At 37.0% G+C, this 1,284-nt stretch carries 2 protein-coding genes; one reads left to right on the top strand and one right to left on the bottom strand.

Translation table 11 applies throughout. The annotated features are described in order from the left end of the window. The first annotated feature begins 228 nt into the window (after positions 1–228). Positions 229–855 carry a hypothetical protein gene (locus tag ACFILO_RS09405; RefSeq protein ID WP_006590334.1) on the top strand — a complete coding sequence of 209 codons (627 nt, stop codon included), beginning with the start codon at positions 229–231 and terminating at the stop codon, positions 853–855. A 9-nt stretch (positions 856–864) separates the two neighbouring features. On the opposite strand, the gene ACFILO_RS09400 is transcribed toward ACFILO_RS09405, so the two are convergent. Next, on the bottom strand, positions 865–1,284 hold a 420-nt coding region (locus ACFILO_RS09400; RefSeq protein WP_375678207.1), incomplete at its 5' end, for a hypothetical protein.

The raw sequence follows: 1,284 nt of genomic DNA, 5'->3' as shown, positions 1-1,284 counted from the left end.
AGCCTGCTGTGTATTTTGTGATGTCATAAAATACGCCCTCCAGATAATAAAAAACCCCGCATTTGCGGGGATTTTGACTGTACATTTCCCTCTCTAGACACAATACGCCTAAGTACAGTAATGTCATTAAATACGATTTGCTACACTTTGTCAACATAAAAATGACACATATTGATACATTTGAAAAGAATCGGTTAAACAGCACTTATGAATAATTAAGGGTTCAAAATGATGAAATCATTATCCATAACACGCATCATAACATTTATAGCTTTCTTTTCTATATCAGCGCTACCTGCATCAGCGTCATTTGGATTTATAGACAAATTGACGCGTATGTTTACAAGTGTAGATACTATAGAGAAGTATAATCAACTTTACGACAAATACGCGAGTAAAGAATATACTGGCTTTACGCATTTTAATAAGCTAAGCCAAGCACAAGAATTTGTATACAGCCGTGGCCATCATAAGATGCCTTCCAAATTTGATCCTGTATTGCATCGTCACGTATTCGTTATTTTATGTGGACGCTTTGTGAATTTATTGCGGGGTGAGTATAATGAAGAAATGTCATGGGCAATGCTACCCAATGTAATAAGTCGTTTACGTTATGAACATAATTGGAGTGAAAGAGATTTTATGTGGGCATACAACGAATCCAATAACAGCAAAAATCCAATGATTTATTATGCAAAAAAATTTCTTAGTAATTCGACTGGAACTGGCATTAGCCCCAAAACACAAATGATAGTTGTAGTATCTGACGTGAGCACCGGTGATTATGAAAACACTAAACAAGTCGCTAGATTTTGCAGAGACTTACCAACGATATATGATATAATGAAACCGTAATAGAGATTGTCATTTACGATCAAAATGTTTCTGAAGCACATTAAGAGCAACGCGTAATGAATTCACAAGGTGTGGTAGCATTTGATCTTCTATAACGAGGGATTGTAACGCAGCATGAAGATTATACTGTCTATAGAGGCATTGGGCTTCTTTTAGTGCCTCTTGCATGTTTATAAACTGCTCTGTTGCAAATGCTACCCACTTGTCTCTTGCTTTATCATCAGAAGATGATGGCATTTCGTCATAAATTGCATTAGGCAAGCCTTTTGCACAAAGGTAATTATTTCTTATCTGTAGGTACTGTTGCGCGGCATCATATTGCTCTTGAGTAATCACGCCTTGCAAACAAAGACGCCCGATATAGGTACCAGAAAGTGGATTTTTTGCCTCCTGTAGCGTTAAACCGAAGCGCTTTGCACGCATTTCTAT

Origin of the sequence: Bartonella sp. AP72JLCBS, assembly GCF_042195705.1 — a bacterium.
In the GTDB taxonomy this organism is placed as follows: Bacteria; Pseudomonadota; Alphaproteobacteria; order Rhizobiales; family Rhizobiaceae; genus Bartonella.
Note: the sequence above shows the minus strand (reverse complement) of the source record. Positions and strands in the feature narration are given on the sequence as shown.

Excerpts from the sequence above, each read along its gene's own strand:
- ACFILO_RS09405 (WP_006590334.1), top strand. The coding sequence starts at position 229 with ATGATGAAATCATTATCCATAACACGCATCATAACATTTATAGCTTTC.